Genomic DNA, 21,045 nt, shown 5'->3' on the forward strand with positions numbered 1-21,045 from the left:
GCCCGGGTAGGGGGTGTACACTGATGGCGCTTTGAACCCATGCTGATAGACTTTCACCGGTTGATGGGTACCCACTCGATCCACCTTTTCCATCGCTGGACGGAGGCGACTTGGCCCCTGCGCAGTACACCAGAGGGAAGGGACTGTCACTGGCCAGGAGGCTTTACACCTCGCGTACCCTGGGCCTGGCCCTGGGCTTTTTCTGCGTCGCCACGGGCATGTCGCCGCTGCAACCGGCGCCCTGGGTCTGGGGCTTCATGCTGTTCAACGCCTTCGCCTGGCCGCACCTGGCCTATCAGTGGGCCCGATTGTCCCGGGTGCCGTTTCGTGCCGAGTACCGCAACCTGCTGATGGATTCGCTGCTGGGCGGGTTCTGGGTCGCGGCCATGCATTTCAATCCGCTGCCGCTGGCCACCACCCTGGGCATGATGGCGATGAACAATATCGCCCTGGGCGGGGTGCGTTTCTTTCTGGCCGGTTGTGGGGCCCAGGTCCTGGGCATCGGCATCGGCCTGTGGGTGTTCGGGCCGTCGTTCATTGCCCTGACCACGCCGGAGCAGTTGTATGCCTGCCTGCCGATGCTGACCCTGTACCCGATGGCGCTGGGCTACATCTGCTACCAGCAGGCAGTGACCCTGGGTCGGCACAAGCGCGAGCTGCTGGCCCTGAGTCGTACCGACAGCCTGACCGGGCTGCTCAACCACGGCGCCTGGAAGGACCAGCTGGAGATCGAGTTCCAGCGTTGCCAGCGCCAGACCCATGGCGGCGCCATCGCCCTGATCGACATCGATCACTTCAAGGCCATCAACGACACCTACGGCCATGTGGCCGGGGATGTGGTGCTGCGCCAGTTGAGCAAGATCCTCAAGCAGAACCTGCGAGTCAGTGATCAGGCCGGGCGTTATGGTGGCGACGAGTTCTGCGTGATCCTGCCGGACGTGCCGCTGGAACATGCCGCCGACCTGATGGAAGCCCTGCGCGGGCGTTTCGCGGCCCTGGGTTACGAACAGAGTCCGACGTTGCAGGTGAGCTTGAGCATTGGCCTGGCGGCGTTCAGTTCCATGCACGAGGACGCCATGGGTTGGTTGAACGATGCCGATCAGGCCTTGTATGCCGCTAAGACCTGCGGTCGCAACAACGTCACCTGCCATCCGCCGGAACTGCCTTCGCGCAGGGTGTTGAATCCCCTGTAATACCTGCCTCTTGTCGGGCTTGCCTGCGATAGCACCGGGGGTACGCCCCGGGGATGGTGGTGCTCCCTTCGCCGGCAAGCCGGCTCCTACAGAGGCTGTGGTTGGTAGGAGCGGGCTTGCCCGCGAAAGCGTCGGGAGGGACGCCGCGAGGTTGGCGGTGTTCCGTTCGCCGGCAAGCCGGCTCCTACGGGGCGGGGTGCAGGCGTCGGGCCAGTTCCAGCGCGGTGCGGCCGCTGGCGATGCCCGGTACCAGTTGGGTGAAGGGGATGTCGAGCAGCCGCTCCTCGCGCACCGCCCGCAGCCGCGACAGCACCGGGTCACGCTGCAGCAGCTGGCGTTTGCGCGTGGCCGGTGACCACAGGGCGTCCGCCAGGAGCAGCACGTCCGGGTCGTTGTTCAGCAGGGTTTCGCTGTCTACCGTCAGGCGCGGGCGGTCGATGGCGGCGAAGCTGTTGCGGGCCCCGGCGGCCTGCAGCAATACCCCGACAAACCCACGCTGGCCCTGGCTGGCGAGGCCGTTGACCTCACTGTCCAGGTAGAACACCGCCGGCGTGTCGCGGCCCCGATACAAGGCTGCTGCCGCGGCAAGGTCGGCGTCCATGGCCGCGATCAGTTGCTCGGCCCGGGCTGGCTGATGCAACAGCCGGCCCAGGGTCTGCAGGTCGCGGCGTATATGCCCGAAGTAGTCCTCATCATGCCCGGCGCAGGCCGACTCCAGCAGGTAGCTGCCGACGCCGATGGCCCCCAGGCGCTCCCGGGAGCTGAAGTTGTCGGGAAACGCCGAAGCGAAGCCGCCCACCACCAGGTCGGGCTTCAGGCTGTAGAGCACCTCCGCCGACGGGTATTGCCGGGCGATCACCGGCACGCCGTGGTACTGCCCCTGAGCCTGGGCCCGACTGTCGTCGTCCAGGTAGGCGACGCCGATCATCGATGGCCCGGCGCCCAGGGCCAGCAACAGGTCGGCGCTGTGCTGGTTGAGGGCAACGATGCGCCGGGGGGCGTCCTCGACAGTCCAGGTCTTGCCGCAATTGTCATAGCTGGCCGCCAGGGCCGGGCCGGTCGCCAGCCATAGCAGCAGGCCGAGGATTTTCCTAGGCATCCGCCACCCCCGCATAAGGCGAGGGGATCAGCAGATCCTGCACCGGCTCACCTGCCAGCAGATGCCCTTGCACCAGGCGCACGACCTGGCTGTCGTCGCTGACCCGGTACCAGCAGCCATCGGGGTGTACGGTCAGCACCGGCCCCAGGTTGCAGGGGAACTGGCAGGCGGTGCGAGTCAGCAGCACGCCGCCGGGGGTTTCCATGTGCTCAAGGCGCAGCAGTTCACGGCGCAGGGTCTTCCACAGCGCCAGGGCACCGCGGCGCACGCAGCGCGGGCCGGTGCACAGGAACACCTGCCGGGCATGGGGCGGCACCCGGGACCAGTCCGGGTCGCTGGCCACGGCATTGACCTGATCGCAGGGCAGGTGCCGTTCGCGCTGGGCGATGCTGGCACAGGCCAGCGCCGCATCCACCCCGCGACGGCCCAGGGCCTGGGCGGTGATCCACAGCTGCGGCGCCTGGGGGTGGGCCCGGGCCAGGCGTCCCAGTTCATCGCGCAGCCAGTCCAGGTAGGCGCTGTCGGAACTGGGCTCCAGGTCCACCACCAGCAGCGCCGCGCCGTCCTCGGGCAAGGGTTCCTCCAGGGCGGCCCAGAGGCTGTCGAAGCCGTCCAGAGTGTCGATCACCCGGGTGCCGGCGTCATCGCTGCGCAGCGCCTTCAGCTCCCGGCCAAAGGCCTCGCCCAGGGCGCCGCCGTGCAGGCCGGGGCCGACGAACAGCACCCGTTGATAGTCCTTGTGCATGTCGATGGGCCTCAGAAGCGGTAGGTGTAGCGTACTTCGGTAGTGAAGGGGCGGCCGAGGTTGTCCACCGCCGGCGAGCTGCTGGTCATGCTGGTGGTGTAGTCGCGGTCGAACAGGTTCTCCACCAGCAGGCTCAGGCGATGTTGCTGGGCCCTGTCGAGGTAGCGATAGGCATCGGCGTCGACCACCGAGTAGTGGCCGTAGTCGACCTTCTTCGCGCTGTCGATCTGGCCGATGTAGCGGAGTGCACCACCCACTCCCCACTGACGATCCTCGGACTCGTAGCCCAGTCGCGAGCGGGCGAAGAAGCCGGGGATATTGCTCAGGGTCACGCCGTTGCGCGACTCCAGCAGATTGCGGGTCAGGTCCGCCGAGAGGTTCCATCGCGGGCTGAACTGCCAGCGGCCGTCGACCTCCATGCCGCGCACCTTGATCCGCCCCTCGCCATTGACCCAGCGGATGCCATCGAGGGCGATCAGGTCGTCGATCTTGCGCTGGAAGGCGGTGACGCTGGCGTTGAACTCGCCGGCCAGCAGGCTGCCCTTGTAGTCCAGGCCGAGTTCAGCATTCAGGCTCTTTTCCGGCTTGAGGTTGCGGTTGCCTTGTTCGTAGTCCTCGTTGACGAACAGCTGCTCGGCGTTGGGCAGCTTGAAGGCGCTGCCGTACTGGCCGCGCAGCTGCCAATGGGCATTGAGGTCGTACAGGGAGGTGAGCATGCCCACGGTGGCGCTCTCGCCGCCGCTCATCTTCTCGTGGCGGATGCCCAGGCCCGGATGCCAGTCGGGCAGGGCCGCGAACACCGGCCGCAACTGGGTGTACAGGGCATTGGCCTGGGCCTGGTTATTGTCGATCTTTAGCACATCGTCCTGGCCCTTGAACCACTGGTTGTCGGTGCCGAACACCAGCACATGGCCGCCGTCCAGCTCGGCCTTGCCTTCGGCCTGCAGGCCCCAGTCGGTGAAGCCCCAGTAGTCGTTACGGTTCCTGGTCACCAGACTGCCGTCTTTGAGGCTGTCGATCTTGGTGTAGCGCGTGTCCCAGTCGTTGACATGGCCCTTGATGAAGTAGCTGAAGCGCTCGCTCAGGCGCTGCTCGAAGGTCGCGGTGGCGATCTGCTGGACGCGGTCGTTGGTGGTTTTCTTGTTGTTCACCGGGCGGGCGAAATCCAGGTTGGCATCGCTGTACTGGTAGAACAGTTCCAGGCGCGAATCGTCGGCGAAGCCCTGGATCGCCTTGGCGCCGAAGGTGGTCACTTCATAGGCGCGTTTCTTGTCCCGGGTGCTGGCGCTGTAGGCGCTGTTGCGATAGGGCTGGTAACCATCGGAGACGTTGTGGCTGACATAGGCCAGCAGGCCCAGGTCGCCCAAGCCGTTGCTGAGGATGCGCTCCACCCGGGCATCGCCGCTTTGGCCCATGAAGCTGTCCAGGCCCAGGTTGACCTCGCCGGAGGTGTCGCGGGTCTGGGGGCTGCGGGTGACGATGTTGATCACCCCGGACACCGCCTGGGTACCGAACAGCAGGCTCTGGCCGCCCTTGAGCACCTCGATGCGCTCGATGGCATTGGCCGGCAAGGTGTCCAGGTACAGGCCGCCGTACAGGCGGTTGTTCAGGCGTACGCCGTCCAGCAGGATCAGGGTGTCGTCGTTGCGGCCCCCCAGCAGGGAATAGGTGCCGTAGTCGAAGGGGCCGTTTTTCGGCGCGACGTAGAGGCCGGGCACGTACATCTGCAGGACCCGGGTGATGTCGCTGCTGGGGCCGGCGCGTTCGATCTGCTGGCGATCGATGATCTCCACCTTGCTGCCGTACCTGGCCATCTCGGCCACGGTGGTGGATTCCACCGAAGGCGCGGAAACGAACTGCTGCTCCAGTTGCAAGCCGCTGTCCTCGGCCAGCAGCAGGGGGCTGAACAGGCAGCCCAGCAGGGCGCCCCCCAGGGAGCAGCGCGGTGCACGCCAGTCGCAGGCAGGGGAAGTGTCGAAGGTTGTTGTCATTCTTGGTCTTCTCGAAAGTGTCTTCGGGAAGCACGCAGGAGAAGGTATCGGCCACAGGCACGCGACCATACCGGCCCATGCCCGCCCACCGCAGGATTGCCAAACAGAAGTTCCAGGCCGGTCTCCGGGCTTGCGAGTCTGGCGGCATTCGCCTTCCCATACCTTGGGTACAGTGGCGTGTTGAATGCAGCACTCGCTTACCGTTGCGGGGGCAGCACCGGACTGGCCCTGAAGGGGCGCACCGGTTTCCCGTTTCACCTCGTGCACGGCGGCATGAGGCACCTGAAACTGGGCGGCATATGAACATTCGCCCCGGCGTTCGTCAATCTCGTGGCTACAGGGGCAGGGCGGCGCCAGGCGCGAGGGCGATGCCGGACGGGCCCAGAGGCCGCGCCGGGCAGGCCAACAGTGGCACGGCGCGTACCGAGTCCCCTGGCTGCAGTTGCAGGCGTTTGGCGGTCAGGCGGTCCACCAGCAGGCAGCCGGCTACCAGGCGCCCGGGGGCGGCGGTGATGCGGCAGCTTTCCAGGCGGCGGTTGTGAATCAGCCACACCGGCGCCTGTTCGTCCGGGCTGCCCACCAGCAAGGGCAGGGTCTGGCTTTCACGCACGCTGCGGATCTTCGCCACTTCGGCCTCGATCAGCGGCCCGCCGTCGAAGATATCGATGCAGCCCTGATGGCTGAAGCCTTCGTCGCGCAGGATGTTCACCGCCTGCTCGGTGCTCTGGTGGGCCTGGCCGATGGCCGCCTGGGCCTGTGGGCTGAGCAGGCAGGTGTACAGCGGCTGGCGCGGCATCAGTTCGGCGATGAAGGATTTGCTGCCATGGCTGGACAGGCGATTGGCCTGCTGGAAGTCCATCTTGAAGAAGTGTCGCCCCAGGCTGTCCCAGAACGGTGAGCAGCCCTGGCTGTCGAGCTGGCCACGCAATTCGGCCACCAGCTTGTCGCCGAACAGCGCCGGGTGCTCGGCGACGAACAGCAAGCGTGCAGTGGACAGCAGGCGGCCGGTGTAGCCCTGGCGCTGGTCGCGCCGCAGAAACAGCGAGCACAGCTGGGATTGCCCGGTCATCTCGTTGCACAGGAACAGGGTCGGAACCTGCTTGTCGATACCCAGCCCCGGGGCTCTGCCACGGGTGATGCCGACCCGGTAGTTGTAGCAAGGCTCGCGCAGGCCGATAGCGCCGCTCAGGCCACAAATGCCGATGACTTGCTGGTCGTCGTCCTCCAGCACGAACAGGTAGTCGGCATCGGCCCGTTCCACCTGGCTGGCGAAGGTGCGCTGAGCCCAGCGCAAGCGATGGGCCAGGCGCTCGGGGTCGGTGGAGAGGTTGTTCAACTCGCGACAGCTGCCTTCCAGCAAGGCCAGCACCCCCGGCAGATCGGTAACACGGATCGGACGGACGATCATCGGTGGACTCCTTGCAGCGGTCCCGGGCAGCGCAGCAACAGCGGGCAACTCATAACGCGATTCCCCGTACCGGTTCGCCCGGTGTCAGTTGCAGGGCCTGGAGCATCGACAGGTCGAGCCCGACCACATCGCCCGGGGCTTCATCCAGGGGCGCGACAATGGCGCGAAATCCTTGCAGTCGGTCATTGCTCAGCAACCAGTGGCGACCGCGGCCGCTCTGGGGGCTGAGGTAGCTGATCGCGACCCGGCTCTGAACGATCGAGCGTAGCTGGTTGTTGCGGGCTTGCAGGGTCGGTCCGGCATCAAACAGGTCCACATACTGGGTAGGCGCAAAACCCTCGTCGACCAGGATGTCGCAGGCTTCTCGCGCATCGGGGTGAATCTGTCCGATGCAGTCCTGGGCCGACTGCGGCAGCATCGGGATGTACAGCGGGTACTGGGGCATGAGTTCGGCCAGAAAGCCCCGGCCCTGCAGGGCGCACAGGCGTTCGGCCTCGATGTAGGGCAGGTCGAAGAAGTGCTGGCCCACCGCCTCCCAGAACGGCGATTCGCCGGCGGCGTTGCTGTAGCCGACGATCTCGCTGATGGTGCTCTCGGCAAAACGCTGGGGGTGAGCGGCCATGAACAGCAGGCGCGCCCGGGACGTCAGCTGCGCCAGGGGCGTGCCCGACAACGCCGGGTCCACATGGAAGCTGCGCAGCAGGGTCTGTTCGCTGAGGTCCTGGCACAGGGACAGGGTCGGCACCCCGTGCTCGATGTTCAGCTCCCTGGAGCTGCTGATGAAGGGCCGGTTGCGCAGGCTGTAGAACGGCGCGGCAAAGCCCGCCGTGGCGAGAATGTCGGAGCAGCCGTGGAGCAGGCCGCTGGCAGGGTCCTCAAGCACCAGAAAGTAGTTCTCCGGGCCCTGGCTGGCCTCGGCCTTGGCGAAGGACGCCAGGGAGTCGAGGATCTTTTCCCGCAGGCAGGTTTCGTCATCCACCAGGGACGTTACGCCCAGCAGGCGTTCGCGGGCCAGGCGCCGCAGTTGGGGCAGATCGAATAACGCCACGGGACGCAAGGCCAGCATGGGTGCACTCCTGTATCAAGGGCCGCTCGCCCCGGGGGCGAACATTGGCCAGACATCACTGTCGGTTACCACGCAGTTCCACGGCCACGGCATCCGGCGGCCTGTCCCCGGGCGGCTCTTGGCGGTTGCCTCGGGGGGAAGCGCGACGCCATCCGGCGCCGCAGGGAAGTCACTTAGGGTTTGAGCGGATCGGGCAGGGCGGCACCGCTGCCCAGCTTGTTCAGCAGGAACAGGTAGACCAGCCCGGCGACTATCCAGATGGCGCCGAGTTTCTGCGCATCCACGCCCATGTTGTACATGATGGCGCTGACGATCACGAAGCCGATCACCGGGCAGATCAGGTGACGCACCACCTGGCCGGATTTCTGCCGGCGCCAGTAGAAATTGATCACCGTGATGTGCAGCAGCATGAAGCCGCTCAGGGCGCCGAAGTTGACCAGTGAGGTCAGGGTGTCCACCGAGTTGATGAACAGGTAGCAGATCAGCAGCGACAGCACCGCCACCAGGTAGATGCTGATGTGCGGGGTGTTGTGTTTCGGGTGGACCTTGGCCAGCACCTTGGGCAGCTTGCCGTCCCGGGCCATGCCGAACAGCAGGCGCGATACCGCGGCTTGCGAGGTGATGGCCACCGCCACGCCCCAGGCCAGCGCCGTGGCCACCCCGGTGAGGGTCGCCAGCCAGCTGCCGGCGGCCAGTTCGGCGATTTCATAGAAGGCGGTGTCGGCGGACTTGAAGCCCATGCCGGCGGCCAGGTCGGTGGCGATCCAGGTCTGCACCACGAAGATCGCCCCCATCACCACCAGGGTGATCAGGGCGGCGCGGCCGACGCTGCGGCCCGGGTCGCCCTTGACCTCTTCGGCCAGGGTCGAGATGGCGTCAAAGCCCAGGAACGACAGCACCGCAATCGATACGCCCTGCATCAGCATGCCGAAGTGGAAGTTTTCCGGGCTGTACAGCGGCGCCAGGGTCAATTGGCCGTTGCCGGTGCCACCGTGCAGAGCGTTCCAGGCGTAGAACAGGAAGATCCCCAGGACCACCAGTTGTGCCAGCAGGAACAGGATGTTCATCCGCGCGGTGAAGGTGATACCCCGCAGGTTGACGAAGGTAGCGCTGACCAGGAACGCCAGGATAAAGCCGACCTTGGGCACTTCCGGGTACAGGTGGTTGAGGGCCATGGCCGCGTAGACGTAGAGCAGCGGCGGGATCAGCAGGTAGTCCAGGAGCATCAGCCAGCCGGCGAGAAAGCCCACATGGGGGTTGAGGCCGCGCTGGGCGTAGGAGTAGACCGAGCCGGCGATGGGAAAGGCGCGGGCCATGGCGCCGTAGCTCAGGGCGGTGAAGACCATCGCCACCATGCCGATGATGTAGGCCAGGGGCACCATGCCCGGGGCTTCCTGGTTGACGTAGCCATAGACCCCGAACGGGGCGATGGGGATCATGAAAATCATCCCGTAGACCACCAGGTCGCGCAGGCTCAGGCCACGCTTGAGTTCCTGTTTGTAGCCGAATTCTTCAATCTCCATGAAGCAGTTCTCCTTGTAGCCAATGTAAGTGGGCGCATCCGGCGGCGAGGGTCGTCATTGACGCCTCGTGCGCCGGTCTGTGTTTGAACCTGGCAGGGTTAAAGACACACCACAGCGGTTTTTCTTGTTGTTGTACCTGTCCTGCAAACAGCCTTTGTTGCGTTCAAGCGTCTTTCAATATCCGTTACAGCAGCGGCGCCAGACAGTCGCTCCAGTGCTGCACCGCTTCAGGGCTGCGCAACAAGTCGTTGCGCACCTCGATCAGTACCGATTCCAGGCCCCGGGCATCACCGTGCACCGGCACGGTCATGTCGCTCAAGGGGTTGATCTCGTAAGGCTGGTTGCCCGCCACCTTTATCGGCAGGGTCCACAAACCTTCCAGTATTCGCGCCGCGTAGGCCGTGGCACTGCCATACAACACGCCGACTTCCAGCGCACGTGGCTGGCTGTAGTAGATCGGGGTGAAGCTGTGAATCCCCACCACGCGCACCTCGCGGCCTTCGGCCAGGCGCCGGTCGATGAGCCGCTGCAGACGCTGGTGGAACGGCGTGAACAGTTGCTGGCGGCGGTACTCGCGGGTGGCCTCGTCCAGGTGCTGATTGCCCGGCACCTGATAGATCTCGCTTTGCAGCGGGATGCTGTCGGGGGCATGCCGCGGCCGGTTCAGGTCGATCAGCAGGCGCGAATAATTGGCCGCGATCAGGGTTGCGCCCAGGGCCTGGGACAGGCTTTGGGCCAGTTCCAGGGCGCCCGGGTCCCAGGCGATATGCTCCCGGGCCGCCACCGGGTCCAGGCCCAGGTCGTGCAGGGCCGGTGGAATGTAGTGGCTGGCGTGTTCGCACACCAGGATCAGCGGATGCGTGGAGTCTTCGCGGAACAGGCGATAGGCCGGCTCGGTGTAGAACCCCAGCTCGGCGGGTTTAGTACAGGTGTCCATAGTGCTCACAGAGATCGGCAGCGGTCAGGTGCTCGGTCAGGGACACTTCCTTTTGTTTGACGGCGAAATAGGTGCTCAGCAGCTCCGGCGGCAGGGTCTGCAGCAACTCCGTGTTGCTGCGCAGGCATTCCAGGGCCTGGGTCAGGGTGCCGGGCAGGGGCACGATGCCGCTGGCCAGGCGCTGTTCGGTGCTCAGCTCGTCGGGGACCTTGTCGGTCACCGCGTTGAGGGGCAGCTTCTGTTCAATGCCCAGGCGTCCGGCGATCAGGATCACGGCCATGGCCAGGTGTGGCGAGGCGGTGGCGTCCAGGGCACGGAATTCCAGGTTGTACTGCGGCGCCACGGGCTTGCCGCCGATGTCCACGGTGGGGCAGATGCGCAGCGAGGCTTCGCGGTTGCGCAGGCCCAGGCAAGCGTAGGAGGCGCTCCAGTGATGGGGCAGCAGGCGCTCATAGGACAGCGGCGTCGGCGCGGTGAAGGCACACAGTGCCGGCAGGTGCTTGAGCACCCCGGCGGCCCAGTGCTGGCCCAGCCGCGACAGGTCGTCGCCGCTGACCGCCTGGGGATCGTAGAGCAGTGGCGTGCCGTCCAGGTCCTGCAGGCTCAGGTGCAGGTGCACCCCGTTGCACACGGCATCCGCCGCGGTCTTGGGGGCGAAGCTGACCCGTTGCCCCAGTTGCCGGGCAATCTCCCGGGTGATCTCGCGCACGTTCACTGCGCGGTCGGCGGCGGCCAGGCCCTGGGTCGGGCGACAGGTGATCTCGTATTGCTGCTTGCCGTATTCGGGGAGGAACATTTCCGGTTCGACACCGGCCGCCCGCAATGCCGAGAGCAGCCAGCCACCGAAGGCCGCGCCCTGGCGCTGAGCCTCCAGGGAGAAGGCCAGGTGCTCGCGCTGAGCGGCGCCGCTGTCGAGATTGAACTCGTGTTCGAAGGCGGCGGTGATCTGGATGCCCAGTTCACGGTAGCGCTGCACCTCGTTGCGCAGCAGGGTCCGCGGGCAGGCGGCCCAGGGTCGGCCATCGGTCTCGCAGATGTCGGCGTGAATGAAGTCCAGGGGCGCCGACGTGGCATCCGGCCCGGCACCGACAGTGACCCGGCTCTCCAGGTCGGGAATCAGCCGCAGGTCGCCATGGGCGCCCCAGGGGTTGTCCTCGGCGATCAGGTCCTGGGGCGTCAGGGCGCTGTTGGCCGGCACCCAGCCACAGCCGCCGATCCGGTAGCGCTCCAGCTCGTCGCTGGGAAAGGAACGGCCCCGAGTGACGCCGATCAGGTCGGTGGTGACGATGCTGGTCATGGCCAATGGCGTCAGGGCCTCGATGCCCTGGCCGCGACTCATCCGCGGATCTCCCGCAGGCGGCCGAGCACGGTGTTGGTGTCGGTGATCCAGCAGTAGCCCTTGATCGCGTTGAGGCAGGCCTGGTGCCGGGTATCGCCATAGGTGGCGCAAGCGTCCTCGACCAGGGTCACCAGATAACCGCGGTCGGCGGCGTCGCGCACCGCCATGTCCACGCACTGGTCGGTGACGATCCCGGCGATGATCAGGTGGCGGGTTTCCAGGTTGCGCAGCACGTAGTCGATGTTGGTGGAGTTGAACACCCCGGAAGAGGTCTTGGGCAGGACGATCTCGTTTTCCACCGGCGTCAGCTCGTCGATGATCGCTGCCTGGGGGCTGCCCTTGGGCAAGTGCATGTCCGACAGCTTGTGGTCCAGGGAGCGGTCACGGCCGTCGGCGGTCAGGCTTTCGATAATGGTGTGCAGCACGTTCTGGCGTGCTTCGCGCACCGCTGCCAGGAGGCGTTGCTGGTTGGGGATCACCTGTTCCCGGGCTCGCTTGAGAAAGGCCTCGCCCTCGGGGCCTTGCAGGTGCGGGTCGAACTGCGGTTCGAGCCAGGCGCGCTGCATGTCCACCAGCAGCAGGGCGGTGTGATCGACGACGAAGGGCAAGTCCCGGGGCGAACGGTGGGGCAGGCTGAACATCCTTATTTTTCCTCCAGCACATGGGTATCGAATTGCGCCCGCAGGGCGTCGATGCCCTCCAGGCGCTGATCAAGATGGGCGCTGCGCGGGGTCAGGCAGGCGATCAGCGCCTCGACCTGGGCCAGCGCCGGCACCAGGGTGTCGAATGGCGACAGGGACTCCACCGGGGCACTGATGATCAGGTCCGCCAACTCCCGCAACGGCGAGGCATAGATGTCGGTGAACAGCACCACCCGGGCGTTGCGCGCCTTGGCCGCGCTGGCGACCCGCAGGGCCTGGGACTGATAGCGGCGGTAGTCGAACAGCAGCACCAGATCCTGGCGCTGCACATCGAACAGGCGGTCCGGCAGTTGCGCGTTGTCTTCAAGAAAGAAACAGCCTGGGCGCATCAACCGCAGATGGTTGAGCAGGTAGTGGGCCAGGAAGCTGCTGAAGCGTCCGCCGAAGCAGTACAGCTGGTGGCGGCTGTCCAGCAGCCAGTCCATGAGTACGCGGATGTCTTCGGGCTGGGTCAGGGCCAGGGTGTCTTGCAGGGCGCGCTGGCTGTCCGCCAGGTAGCGGCCCCAGGTATCGCCCTGTGCCACTTGCGCCCGTGGGCGCAGCAGGGTGCTGGGCGAGCGCAGGCGGTCGTCCATGTCGCTGAGCAGGGCTTCCTGGAATTTGCCGTAGCCGCTGAAGCCGAGTTTCTTCACCAGCCGCACGATGGTCGGGTCGCTGACCCCGGCGTGTTCCGCCAGGCGTGACATCGGCCCCAGTCCGTTGCGCGGGTAGTGGTCGAGCAGGGCGCGCACGACTTTGCGCTCTGAAGGCGTCAGGTCGAGGGCGGGGTCGGTGATCAGGTCTCTGAGAGAGGGCATCGGGGTGCCTTGGAAGCTGAATGTCGTTTTTGTTTCATAAAATGGCTAAATGATATTTATGTAATGGACGTTACATGTCTAGTGAAATTTGCTTTGGTGGCGAAATGCTTTGGACTGGGGCGTTGGGTTGTGGTTGTGGTTGTAGGGGGGAGGGGGGAGGGGGCATATCGGGTGCTGCGGGTTTGGCCACTTCGGGTTCGGGTTTGGGTATATATCCATTCCTGCGGTAACGGCCACTTAGGGTTTCGCTCTTACAGCGACTCACTTTTGAAAAGCGCAAAAGTAAGCAAAACGCTCTGCCCCTCCACTCGGTGCCTCGCCTAGGCTCGGCATGCCCTCACTCCGGCATTGATCCGTGGGCCGCCGCCACCGGCCATCCCTGGCCGGGTGGCGGCTAACCCGGCGTCCTGCCGGGTTACCCACGGCTCAATGCCTGCGTTCGGCCATCGTGGTTAACGGGGCGCTCAGATCAAGATCAAGAGCGCGACGGCGGCCTTGCGGCCGGCCTGAAGCTAAGGGTGGGTGCGTTTCTGTAGGAGCTGGCTTGCCAGCGAAGGCTTCCGCCCAGGCGGGGGGCGAAAAACTCCGATCAAGGCGCTCAGGCTTGATCCGGGCCGTCGAGCGGTCGAGCCCGGGCGGTTCCCTTTGTCCCAACGCTCCCCAGTGCGATCAGTTCGGCCAGGGGCACCGCCGGGGAGAAGAAGTAGCCCTGGGCGCAGCGGATGCCAATCTTCTGGAGAATGTCGATCTGCTCCTGGGTTTCGACCCCTTCGGCCGTCAGTATCGCCTGGTACAGGCGGGCGCTTTCCTGGGCGATGGAGACCGCGGTGCGCATCCGCTCATAGTGCAGCAGGGAAATCATCGAGTGGTCGATCTTCACTTCGCTGAAGGGATACTTGGCCAGGATGCTCAGGGCCGAGTAGCCGGTGCCGAAGTCGTCAAGGGACAGTCCCACGCCGTGATCCTTGAGCAGGAGCATGTTGTGCGCCACTTGCCGAGTGTCTTGCAACAGGGTGTTCTCGGTCAGTTCCAGGGTCAGGCGTGCACCGGGAAGACCGGCTTCCTTGAGGCGCTGGATCAGCAGGACGGCAAAGTTGGCATCGCTCAGGGTCGAGGAGGAGACGTTCACCGCCAGCGGCCCTTTGAGGCCGGCATCGATGTAGTGCCGGGCGTCGCGGATCACCGCTTCGATGGTCGCCCATTCGAAGGCTTGCTGCAGGTCGTGGTGGCGGATCACTTCCAGTATCAGCAGGGGTGAAATCGTTGCGCCCTGGTCGTCCTGGGCCCGCAGCAGGGCTTCGGCGCCGATGATCGTGCGCTGGCTCAGGCAGAACTTCGGCTGGTAATACAGCGGCGGGGTGTTCGATCGCACCCACTCCAGCAGTTGCTGGCGGATGCGTTCGTTGCTCTGGGCCTGTTCGATCAGCGACTGGTGCAGGTAACGCACCGGCTGGCTGCAGTCCTGCAGGGCCAGGCTGATGTTGCGCAAGGTGACGTTGGCGCTGTCTCCGGCGCACGCATCGATCACGCAGAACTGCAGCTTGGGCGCCAGGCTGCCGTCACTGGGCAAGCCGGCCTGCAAGGTCATCTGCAGGGTAGCGAGCAGCGCCGACTCTTCGACCTGCTGGATGGAACGGTGCGGCACGATCAGTGCCAGGTTCAGGTCCGAGAACATGAAGGTGCGGGGGGCGGCACTGGCTTGCAGGGCATGGCTGGACGCCCCGCTGCTGAACTCTTGCGCCAGGGAGATCAGCAACTGGTCGGTCCAGTCATGGCCGTGGATGGCGACCAGGTCCTTGAGGTTGCTGATGTTGATCACGATCAGGGTGTGGGGCGCGCGCTGCTCTTCGCTTTGTTCCAGCAGTTGGTCGAGGTGGTTGCGCAGGGCGCGTCGATTGGGCAGTTGGGTGGTCGGATCGGTCAGGGCCTGTTGCAGCAGGCTGTGCTGGGCCTGCTGGTAGCGTGCTTCGCGGCGCAGCATGGCAAGTATCAGGATGATCATGGGCAGAGAGAGCAGGGTCGAGCTCAGTCGCAAGGACAGCAGTTGCGCGGTGATGCTGGAGCTGATTGTGCCCATCCAGTCGATGATCTGCATCGGGACGATGGCGGCGCCGACTCGTACCAGAATCACCAGTAGCACTTCCTTCAGGCTCAGGGCGCACAGGTCGCGGGTCTCGAACCAGCGATGGAGCAGCATGCCCCCCAGGGTCACCAGGCCAAAACTGAACAGCGCCTCTTCGAACTGCTCGGCGCCGGCAATGCAGTAGCGAGCCAGCGCCACCAGGGTCAGGCAGGTCATACCGCCCCACCAGCCCCCCAGCAATCCGGCGAGAAACAGCATGTCGTTGCTCAGGAAAATCTTCACCGGGGCCTGCATGAACCCGGAGGCGAGGGCGATCAAAGCGGCGTTGCTGGTGCCCAGAATCAAACCCAGCAGGATCTTTTTCGACTTGATCAGGCGCTGGGCGTCCTGACGCAGCATCAGCAGGATGCTGAAGATCCCCACCAGGGCAACGTATTGCAGCAGGATGATGGGCAGGAGCGAGGCGTTGAGAGCAAGGTCGAGAGACAAGAGCTCCCAAATACCGCTGTGCATGGTGTCGAGGTACCTGAATTCGAGTCGAAGCGTGGGAAGGTCGCGGAGGATAAAGGCGTCCTGCTTGGGCTGCCTATAGGCTGTTTCCTGTTTGGTGGTCAGGCTTTTCTTGAGTTTATGAAGAATTTTCCACCAGCTTTCTGCTGGGAATCTGCCCGGTCGCCGTGCTAAAAACCCTGCCTCAGCCCTGATTGTCCTTTGTCGAGATAGCCCCTTGCCGGCCACCCGTTTGACCCTGATCTGCCACGCCCGTACCGCCGCCCAGAAGCTCGGGCGTTTTCCCCTGGACGAAGCCGTGGAGATGGATTGGCAGGCCCAGGCCCTGAGCCGGGCGCAGCCGTTCAGGCACAAGCTGCAGGTGCTCTGCGGGCCGGAGCGGCGAACCTGTCAGACGGCGGCGCTGTTCAGCGCGGCGCCGCAAGTGCAGGAAGCCTTGCGCGACTGTGGCTTCGGTGCCTGGCAGGGGATGGCTATCGGCGATCTGCAACGGCAGCAGCCGCAAGCCTTGCAGGCCTGGCTGGAGGACCCCCACAGCGCCCCGCCGGGAGGCGAGTCGGTCGCCGAGTTGTGCCAGCGGGTGGCGCAGTGGCTGGAGCTGATGGCCCAGCGTCCCGGGCACTGGTTGGCGGTGACCCATCCCTTTGTCATGCGTGCCGTGCTGCTGCAATTGCTGCAGGCGCCCCTGGCCAGTTTCAACCTGATGGATATCGAGCCCCTGTCACGGATCGACCTCAGCCATGCCGATCGTTGGCGCCTGCGCCTGGATGGCCGCGATTGAGGAGCAGTGTCGGGTGTTGGGGCATTTCTCCGGGCGCCAAAGCCGCCCATACTTGCCCCTTGGCCCAGCAGCGAGAACCTGAACCCCATGAAAACCCTCCTGGTCATCGGCATCGGTGCCGGCAACCCCGACTTCATCACCATCCAGGCGATCAAGGCGCTGAACCGCAGTGACGTGGTGTTCCTGATGGACAAGGGGCCAAGCAAGGATTCGCTGATCGATCTGCGGCGCGAGCTGTGCCAGCGCTACCTCACCGAGCGTCCTTATCGCTTCGTCGAAGCCCAGACCCCGGAACGCCAGCGCGGCGATGTGGACTACCAGGCCAGCGTCCAGGCCCTGAACCAGGACAAGCAGCAGATCTTCGAGCGCCTGATCAATGAGGAACTGGCGCAGGACGAGACCGGCGCCTTCCTGGTCTGGGGCGACCCGGCGCTGTACGACAGTACCCTGCGCATCCTGCAGCAGATCCTGGCCAGTGGTGCGGCGCAGTTCGAGTATCAGGTGATCCCCGGCATCACCAGCGTCCAGGCCTTGGCGGCGCAGCACAAGGTGGCGTTGAACCGTATTGGCCGCTCAGTGGAAATCACCACCGGGCGGCGCCTGGCGGCGGGGCAGTCCGGTGATGCCGACAGCCGGGTGGTGATGCTCGACGCCGAGGATTCCTACCGCCAGCTGCGCCATCAGGACCTGGACATCTACTGGGGCGCCTACCTGGGCACGGCGGACGAGATCCTCATTTCCGGACGCCTCGACGAGGTTGCCGACGACATCCAGCGGGTTCGTCGCCAAGCGCGCGAGGCACATGGCTGGATCATGGACACCTACCTTCTGCGCAAACCGGAGCCTTAGGCGCCGGCCGGGTTGGACGCCGGCGGATAAGCGTGGTGTTCTTCGCCGGCAGCGGGGTCTCCCTCTTTTCCCGTAGGAGCGGGCTTGCCCGCGAAGAGGCCGGGATGGACACCACCGGATGAACGTCGTGTTCTTCGCCGGCAAGCCGGCTCCTACGGGGGGGATTTTTCGCCGAAGCGTTCGCGGTAGGCCGAGGGCGGCAGGCCCACCAGGCTGCGAAAGGCCACGCGAAAACTTTCCACCGAGCGATAACCGCAACGCAGGGCGATGCTTTCCGTGGTTTCGCTGCTGCTTTCCAGCAGCTCCCGGGCCCGGGCCATTCGCTCATGCTGCAGCCAGGCCTTGGGCGAGGCGCCGGTGGCGTCGTTGAAACGTCGCAAGAAGGTGCGTTCGCTCATCAGCGCCCGGGCCGCCAGGTCGCTCACCGCCAGCGGTTCATGCAGGCGTTGCCGAGCCCATTGCATGACCCGTGACAGGTCGCTGCGCGGGGTGCGGCTGACCGGGGCTGGAATGAACTGGGCCTGGCCGCCGGTACGTTGGGGCGACATCACCAGGCGCCGGGCCACGCTGTTGGCCACCTGGGTGCCGAAGTCCCGGGCCACCAGGTGCAGGCAGGCATCGATGCCGGCGGCGCTGCCGGCAGAGGTGATCAGTTGGCCGGCGTCCACATAGAGCACGTCCGGGTCCACCGAGATGTCCGGGAAGCGCTCGGCCAGCTCTTGGGTGTAGCGCCAGTGAGTGGTGGCGCCCAGGCCGTTGAGCAGGCCGCTGGCCGCCAGAGCGAACACCCCCGAGCAGATCGACAGCAGCCGCGCGCCGCGATGGTAGGCCCGGCGCAGGGCTTGCAGCAGCTCGGGCGGCGGCGCCTCGTCGCGGTTGCGCCAGCCGGGAATGATGATGGTCCGGGCCTGTTCCAGCCGTTCCAGGCCGCCATCGGCCAGTATCCGGATACCGCCCGCTGCGCGCATCGGCCCCGGGTCTACGGCGACGATGCAGTGCTCATACCAGGGAAAATCGAACTCCGGCCGGGCCAGGCCGAAGATTTCCACGGCAATGCCGAATTCGAAGGTGCAAAGGCCGTCGTAGGCCAGGATCGCGACCAAACCGGGGGGATTGTGCATTTGGCGGAAAGTTACCAGTCGGTGTCCGGAGCGCCACTTTAGCGCGGTAGGGCAGGGCCTATAAAGTCCTTCTCACCTTAATCGCGAGTTTCTGGAGACGCCCATGACCAGCCTGGTCCGCAGCACTGCCGCCGCCCCTTCGGCCATTGCCCTGATGCATTTTTGCAACCGCCTGACCTTTGAAACCGACTGTTCCGACGTCTACAGCAGCCAGGAGGCCGGGGAAGTGGATTTTGTCCTGGTGGATGTGCGTGGCCCCGAAGCCTTTGCCCGTGGCCATGTCCCCGGGGCGATCAATCTGCCCGGGCGCTTGCTCACTGCAGAACACCTGGCCGGTTATCCTCGTGACACTCTGTTCGTGGTGTATTGCGCCGGCCCTCACTGCAATGGCGCGAACAAGGCGGCGGTCAAGCTGGCGGCCCTGGAATACCCGGTCAAGGAGATGATCGGCGGTGTCACCGGCTGGCTCGATGAAGGCTTCCAGCTCAGCACCGGGCAAGCGCGCCGCGAGGGAGCGGATCTGTCCTGCGCCTGCTGAAGGGGTCACTGCGCTGGCAGCGGCCTCAGGCTGGGGCCAGCGGGTGATGTGTCGGTAAACATGGCGCGTTCTGAGGCGAACGTCGGGTTTTTCAGGGACAAACGCACCACGTCGGGGCGCGGGAGGAGGTAGAGGGTCGCGGTTGCATATTTTTTATAAGTATTTGTCGCATAAACACAATTTGCTTCCCGGGAGCCGCTCTAGACTGCTGGCCACTTCGATTTGCCCATAATCGAAACCAGCCAATAAAAGTCTCCGTCTCCTGGAGTTATAAATGAACAAGTTTGTGCTGTTTGGTGCCCTGGCACTGTCGCTGTTTTCCTTCACCGCCTCCGCCGACGAGGCCAAGCCGATCCGTATCGGTATCGAAGCCGGCTACCCACCGTTCTCGATGAAGACTCCCGACGGCAAGCTCACCGGTTTCGATGTGGACCTGGGCGATGCCCTGTGTGAGCAGATGAAGGTCAAGTGCACCTGGGTCGAGCAGGAATTCGACGGCCTGATCCCAGCGCTGAAGGTGAAGAAGATCGACGCCATCCTGTCGTCCATGACCATCACCGACGATCGCAAGAAGAACGTCGATTTCACCATCAAGTACTACCACACCCCGGCGCGCTTCGTGATGAAGACCGGCACCGCCATCAAGGACCCGCTGACCGAGCTCAAGGGCAAGAAAGTCGGTGTGCTGCGCGCCAGTACCCACGACCGCTTCGCCACTGAAGTGCTGGTGCCGGCCGGTATCGACCTGGTGCGCTACGGCTCTCAGCAGGAGGCCAATCTGGACATGGTGTCCGGTCGCGTCGACGCGCTGCTGGCGGACTCGGTCAACCTCGACGACGGTTTCCTGAAAACCGACGCCGGCAAGGGCTTCGCCTTCGTCGGTCCCGAGTACAACGACCCGAAATACTTCGGTGGCGGTGCCGGCATCGCCGTACGCAAGGGCGACAAGGAGCTGGCAGAGAAATTCAACACCGCCATCACCGAGATCCGCGCCAACGGCAAGTACAAGCAAGTGCAAGACAAATACTTCGACTTTGATGTCTACGGCGAGTAAGCCGCAGGCTGCAAAGTTTGGCTAAAAAAGGTGGCGCCCGTGATCCGGTCGCCACCTTTTTTGTGCGCCGCTGTTTTATTCTGCGCCACGCCTTTTTTGATCCCCGGAGCCACTATGCAACGCATCGACCATTCCTTGCCCTGGGGCCACCTGGGCACGGCGCGCCAGCTCAGCGTGTTTCGCTTCGGCAGCGCTGGCCGCAAGGTGTATATCCAGGCCAGCCTGCACGCCGATGAACTGCCGGGCATGCGCACGGCCTGGGAGCTGAAGCAACGCCTGGCGGAACTGGAGCGCCAGGGGCGTTTGCAGGGCGTGATCGAACTGGTGCCGGTGGCCAACCCCATCGGCCTGGACCAGCAGGTTCAGGGCAGTCACCTGGGGCGTTTCGAACTGGGCAGTGGCAAGAACTTCAACCGTGCCTTCGTCGAACTCAGTGGTCCGGTGGGCGACCTGATCGGCAAGCAGCTGGGGGATGACGCAGCGGCCAACGTTGCCCTGATCCGCCACACCATGCTCCAGGTGCTGGATCAGCTGCCGGCTCCGGACTCGCAGCTGCAAGCCTTGCACCGGCTGCTGTTGCGCCACGCCTGCGACGCCGATATCACCCTCGACCTGCATTGCGATTTCGAGGCGGCGATCCACCTCTATGCCTTGCCCCAGCACTGGCCGCGGTGGCAGTCCCTGGCGGCACGTCTGAAGGCCGGGGTGGCGTTGCTCTGCGAGGATTCCGGCGGCAGTTCCTTCGACGAATCCTGCTCCTCGCCCTGGCTGCGCCTGGCCCGGGACTTTCCCCGGGCGGCGATTCCCCCGGCCAACCTGGCCGCCACCCTGGAGCTGGGCAGCATGGGTGACACCCGGGTCGAGCAGGCCCGGGCCAATTGTGAAGCCATCCTCGGCTTTCTGGCCGAGCAGGGCCTGATCAGTGGCCAGTGGCCCGCTGCGCCGGGTGAGTGCTGTGAAGGCATGCCCTTCGAAGGCACCCAATACCTGTTCGCCCCGCACCCTGGCGTGGTCAGTTTTCTGCGGGATGCCGGCGAGTGGGTGGAGCGCGGCGACGCCCTGTTCGAAGTGGTCGACCCCTTGAACGACATCGTCAGCACCGTGCGTGCCGGCATCAGCGGCGTGCTCTTTGCCCTGGATCGCGGTCGCTATACCCAGCCGGGAATCTGGCTGGCCAAGGTGGCCGGACGCGAAGCGATCCGCAGCGGCAAGTTGATCAACGACTGACCCGCCAAGGTGACGTCGACCGGGGAAGAAGCGGGCTTGCCAGCGAAACCCCCGGCGCGTCCGCCGTCGATCTGCTTTTGCCC

Annotated in this window: 18 protein-coding genes and 1 riboswitch; of the genes, 6 read left to right on the top strand and 12 right to left on the bottom strand. The window is 65.1% G+C overall.

Annotated elements, in window-relative coordinates:
- The first annotated feature begins 110 nt into the window (after positions 1 to 110).
- A complete protein-coding gene (locus ACSSVC_RS15335) occupies positions 111 to 1,193 on the top strand; it encodes a diguanylate cyclase (RefSeq protein ID WP_346635717.1) in 1,083 nt (360 codons plus the stop codon).
- A gap of 184 nt (positions 1,194 to 1,377) precedes the next feature.
- On the opposite strand, the gene ACSSVC_RS15340 is transcribed toward ACSSVC_RS15335, so the two are convergent.
- From ACSSVC_RS15340 to ACSSVC_RS15390, 11 genes are all read right to left on the bottom strand, one after another.
- A complete protein-coding gene (locus ACSSVC_RS15340; protein ID WP_446440621.1) occupies positions 1,378 to 2,292 on the bottom strand; it encodes an ABC transporter substrate-binding protein in 915 nt (304 codons plus the stop codon).
- Positions 2,285 to 3,037 (bottom strand): (2Fe-2S) ferredoxin domain-containing protein, encoded by a 753-nt coding sequence (locus ACSSVC_RS15345; RefSeq protein ID WP_346635719.1) that lies wholly within the window; start codon positions 3,035 to 3,037, stop codon positions 2,285 to 2,287. Before ACSSVC_RS15345 ends, ACSSVC_RS15340 begins: the two co-directional genes overlap by 8 nt.
- A gap of 11 nt (positions 3,038 to 3,048) precedes the next feature.
- A complete protein-coding gene (locus tag ACSSVC_RS15350; protein ID WP_492612486.1) occupies positions 3,049 to 5,097 on the bottom strand; it encodes a TonB-dependent receptor plug domain-containing protein in 2,049 nt (682 codons plus the stop codon).
- 29 nt (positions 5,098 to 5,126) lie between these two features.
- Positions 5,127 to 5,329: riboswitch (cobalamin riboswitch) on the bottom strand.
- 33 nt (positions 5,330 to 5,362) lie between these two features.
- On the bottom strand, positions 5,363 to 6,436 hold the full coding sequence (locus ACSSVC_RS15355) for an arginine N-succinyltransferase (RefSeq protein ID WP_346635721.1): 1,074 nt from the start codon (positions 6,434 to 6,436) through the stop codon (positions 5,363 to 5,365).
- 49 nt (positions 6,437 to 6,485) lie between these two features.
- On the bottom strand, positions 6,486 to 7,502 hold the full coding sequence (locus ACSSVC_RS15360) for an arginine N-succinyltransferase (RefSeq protein ID WP_346635722.1): 1,017 nt from the start codon (positions 7,500 to 7,502) through the stop codon (positions 6,486 to 6,488).
- 173 nt (positions 7,503 to 7,675) lie between these two features.
- Positions 7,676 to 9,025 carry an APC family permease gene (locus ACSSVC_RS15365; RefSeq protein WP_123723563.1) on the bottom strand — a complete coding sequence of 450 codons (1,350 nt, stop codon included), beginning with the start codon at positions 9,023 to 9,025 and terminating at the stop codon, positions 7,676 to 7,678.
- A 184-nt stretch (positions 9,026 to 9,209) separates the two neighbouring features.
- A complete protein-coding gene (locus ACSSVC_RS15370; protein ID WP_404939202.1) occupies positions 9,210 to 9,962 on the bottom strand; it encodes an N-formylglutamate amidohydrolase in 753 nt (250 codons plus the stop codon).
- Positions 9,946 to 11,301, bottom strand: coding sequence for a glutamine synthetase family protein (locus ACSSVC_RS15375; RefSeq protein ID WP_404939204.1), 1,356 nt, complete (start codon positions 11,299 to 11,301; stop codon positions 9,946 to 9,948). The genes ACSSVC_RS15370 and ACSSVC_RS15375 overlap by 17 nt, the downstream gene beginning before the upstream one ends.
- Entirely contained in the window at positions 11,298 to 11,942 is a 645-nt protein-coding gene (locus ACSSVC_RS15380; protein WP_346635725.1) for a cysteine hydrolase family protein, read from the bottom strand. Before ACSSVC_RS15380 ends, ACSSVC_RS15375 begins: the two co-directional genes overlap by 4 nt.
- A 2-nt stretch (positions 11,943 to 11,944) precedes the next feature.
- On the bottom strand, positions 11,945 to 12,799 hold the full coding sequence (locus tag ACSSVC_RS15385; protein WP_492612487.1) for a MurR/RpiR family transcriptional regulator: 855 nt from the start codon (positions 12,797 to 12,799) through the stop codon (positions 11,945 to 11,947).
- A gap of 598 nt (positions 12,800 to 13,397) precedes the next feature.
- Entirely contained in the window at positions 13,398 to 15,395 is a 1,998-nt protein-coding gene (locus ACSSVC_RS15390; protein WP_446440616.1) for an EAL domain-containing protein, read from the bottom strand.
- Positions 15,396 to 15,609: 214 nt separating this feature from the next.
- Between ACSSVC_RS15390 and ACSSVC_RS15395 the strand changes: the two genes are divergently transcribed.
- Both ACSSVC_RS15395 and cobF read left to right on the top strand, forming a co-directional pair.
- Positions 15,610 to 16,173: a histidine phosphatase family protein gene (locus tag ACSSVC_RS15395; RefSeq protein WP_404939208.1), complete on the top strand. Its 564-nt coding sequence runs from the start codon at positions 15,610 to 15,612 to the stop codon at positions 16,171 to 16,173.
- A gap of 87 nt (positions 16,174 to 16,260) precedes the next feature.
- Positions 16,261 to 17,022, top strand: coding sequence for a precorrin-6A synthase (deacetylating) (cobF, locus tag ACSSVC_RS15400; RefSeq protein WP_404939210.1), 762 nt, complete (start codon positions 16,261 to 16,263; stop codon positions 17,020 to 17,022).
- Positions 17,023 to 17,174: 152 nt separating this feature from the next.
- On the opposite strand, the gene ftrA is transcribed toward cobF, so the two are convergent.
- Positions 17,175 to 18,143, bottom strand: coding sequence for a transcriptional regulator FtrA (ftrA, locus tag ACSSVC_RS15405; protein WP_346636402.1), 969 nt, complete (start codon positions 18,141 to 18,143; stop codon positions 17,175 to 17,177).
- Positions 18,144 to 18,246: 103 nt separating this feature from the next.
- Between ftrA and ACSSVC_RS15410 the strand changes: the two genes are divergently transcribed.
- The 3 genes from ACSSVC_RS15410 to ACSSVC_RS15420 all read left to right on the top strand — a co-directional run bounded on the left by ACSSVC_RS15410 (position 18,247) and on the right by ACSSVC_RS15420 (position 20,962).
- Positions 18,247 to 18,681, top strand: coding sequence for a rhodanese-like domain-containing protein (locus ACSSVC_RS15410; protein ID WP_346636403.1), 435 nt, complete (start codon positions 18,247 to 18,249; stop codon positions 18,679 to 18,681).
- Between the two features lie 274 nt (positions 18,682 to 18,955).
- Positions 18,956 to 19,735, top strand: a complete 780-nt coding sequence (locus tag ACSSVC_RS15415) for an ABC transporter substrate-binding protein (protein WP_346636404.1) — start codon at positions 18,956 to 18,958, stop codon at positions 19,733 to 19,735.
- A gap of 114 nt (positions 19,736 to 19,849) precedes the next feature.
- Positions 19,850 to 20,962: a succinylglutamate desuccinylase/aspartoacylase family protein gene (locus tag ACSSVC_RS15420; RefSeq protein WP_404939214.1), complete on the top strand. Its 1,113-nt coding sequence runs from the start codon at positions 19,850 to 19,852 to the stop codon at positions 20,960 to 20,962.
- Positions 20,963 to 21,045 lie beyond the last annotated feature (83 nt).

The organism is Pseudomonas sp. E1BtOHC1, assembly GCF_058744285.1.

Bases quoted from the DNA above. Each gene is read 5' to 3' on its own strand.
- ACSSVC_RS15340 (WP_446440621.1), bottom strand. From the start codon at position 2,292: ATGCCTAGGAAAATCCTCGGCCTGCTGCTATGGCTGGCGACCGGCCCG.
- ACSSVC_RS15345 (WP_346635719.1), bottom strand. From the start codon at position 3,037: ATGCACAAGGACTATCAACGGGTGCTGTTCGTCGGCCCCGGCCTGCAC.
- ACSSVC_RS15350 (WP_492612486.1), bottom strand. From the start codon at position 5,097: ATGGTCGCGTGCCTGTGGCCGATACCTTCTCCTGCGTGCTTCCCGAAG.
- ACSSVC_RS15355 (WP_346635721.1), bottom strand. From the start codon at position 6,436: ATGATCGTCCGTCCGATCCGTGTTACCGATCTGCCGGGGGTGCTGGCC.
- ACSSVC_RS15360 (WP_346635722.1), bottom strand. From the start codon at position 7,502: ATGCTGGCCTTGCGTCCCGTGGCGTTATTCGATCTGCCCCAACTGCGG.
- ACSSVC_RS15365 (WP_123723563.1), bottom strand. From the start codon at position 9,025: ATGGAGATTGAAGAATTCGGCTACAAACAGGAACTCAAGCGTGGCCTG.
- ACSSVC_RS15370 (WP_404939202.1), bottom strand. From the start codon at position 9,962: ATGGACACCTGTACTAAACCCGCCGAGCTGGGGTTCTACACCGAGCCG.
- ACSSVC_RS15375 (WP_404939204.1), bottom strand. From the start codon at position 11,301: ATGAGTCGCGGCCAGGGCATCGAGGCCCTGACGCCATTGGCCATGACC.
- ACSSVC_RS15380 (WP_346635725.1), bottom strand. From the start codon at position 11,942: ATGTTCAGCCTGCCCCACCGTTCGCCCCGGGACTTGCCCTTCGTCGTC.
- ACSSVC_RS15385 (WP_492612487.1), bottom strand. From the start codon at position 12,799: ATGCCCTCTCTCAGAGACCTGATCACCGACCCCGCCCTCGACCTGACG.
- ACSSVC_RS15390 (WP_446440616.1), bottom strand. From the start codon at position 15,395: ATGCACAGCGGTATTTGGGAGCTCTTGTCTCTCGACCTTGCTCTCAAC.
- cobF (WP_404939210.1), top strand. From the start codon at position 16,261: ATGAAAACCCTCCTGGTCATCGGCATCGGTGCCGGCAACCCCGACTTC.
- ftrA (WP_346636402.1), bottom strand. From the start codon at position 18,143: ATGCACAATCCCCCCGGTTTGGTCGCGATCCTGGCCTACGACGGCCTT.
- ACSSVC_RS15410 (WP_346636403.1), top strand. From the start codon at position 18,247: ATGACCAGCCTGGTCCGCAGCACTGCCGCCGCCCCTTCGGCCATTGCC.
- ACSSVC_RS15415 (WP_346636404.1), top strand. From the start codon at position 18,956: ATGAACAAGTTTGTGCTGTTTGGTGCCCTGGCACTGTCGCTGTTTTCC.
- ACSSVC_RS15420 (WP_404939214.1), top strand. From the start codon at position 19,850: ATGCAACGCATCGACCATTCCTTGCCCTGGGGCCACCTGGGCACGGCG.